The organism is Roseibium sp. RKSG952 (genome assembly GCF_009711355.1).
Window position 1 is genome coordinate 1 of sequence record NZ_SMMF01000472.1, and the last position, 1209, is coordinate 1209.

General features: G+C 46.7%; 2 protein-coding genes. One reads left to right on the forward strand and one right to left on the reverse strand.

Annotation, left to right across the window (positions count from 1 at the left end):
- Positions 1–219: hypothetical protein (locus E1297_RS49580; RefSeq protein ID WP_209015574.1), on the forward strand; the 219-nt coding region annotated here is incomplete at its 5' end.
- Between the two features lie 454 nt (positions 220–673).
- Here the strand turns inward: E1297_RS49580 and E1297_RS01630 are convergent.
- The coding region (locus E1297_RS01630; protein ID WP_209015575.1) for a hypothetical protein at positions 674–1209 on the reverse strand (536 nt) is incomplete at its 5' end.

Genomic DNA, 1209 nt, shown 5'->3' on the forward strand with positions numbered 1-1209 from the left:
GGACCGGGTTTTACGGCGCAGCTTGATAAATCGAACTTCTCGGCACCTCGAAGGGCGGCAACAAATCTCTCAGCGCGCTTCCCAGAAGCCACCTCGTTTTCGATTTGGAAAGTGGACTTTGTTTCCTTGGTGTATAGGAAATTTACTGCCCTGGTGAGGGTGTCGGGATCACAGTCAGATACGAGCTCTCTTGCTTCGCTGTTCAGTGCCTCAGCTTGAAAGTTTTTAATTTGTTCCGTTCGCCGAACTGTCGGACAAAAGTTTCGTGTGCCTAGGAGGTTGTCTACTACCTTGTGGCGCCTGGATTGATGTCCATCGGTAGCTGTAATGTGAATTTTCGTGAGCGTCCGGCGAACCCGACCGAAGCGCAAGGGGGGTGGGTAATTACTTATTAATAATTTATTTTATGTCAAAAAATTTGACAGCCTTTCGCAGGCCAAAAATTCTTCTTCGTTTACTTGGTGTGCCCGTCGTGCCAGTTTGAAATTTGCGACATGAACGCCAGGACCTCTTTGCCCCAAGGGCAAACGGTGCGCAACAAATACAAGATCGCATCAAGCAGTTGCCGGAGTGTCCAATTTATGTCGAATGAACACTAAGGTCGAAATTCCTGCGCGGGCAGGGGGCCGGAAGGCTTGCCTGTTCGTCTATTTGGCAAGCCTTACCATTGATTTTACCTGACTTTTTCGCAAGTAAAAGTGCTGCCTTCTCTGGATACACCGTTTACATCGGTGAAGGCGAAATCAATACCGCCGCCTTCTGTGAAGGTGAATCTTGGAGTTGAGAAAAGATCTTCACCAACTTTAAAGGTCAGGTTGCCGTTAAAATTTGTAGGCTTGATTGCAACCTCAAGAATTTTTTTGTCAGTGTCCCTGTTTAATTCGGTTTCAAGGGCTTCATAAACTGTGACCTTTTGTTCGCCTGAGCGGTCGATGAAGTATCCTGTCTCATTGTTTTCCGGAGGGCAATAGAACGTATTGCCGGGGGCTGCAACAGCGGGAGTTGCGAGTGCCGCGAACGCAACAAGTACGGAAGAAAGGTACTTCATACAATTTGTTCCTTTTGAGGTAACACGTCGTCTGAATGGACCATTGATGGATTTTCGGTAATTTATCAATGTCATTGGTATAATTCTGAATGTTTCCCCAGAAAACATAACCAAAAGGTTCAATTCCACTCTGTATACTCCGAGTCCTCGAAAATCCGACT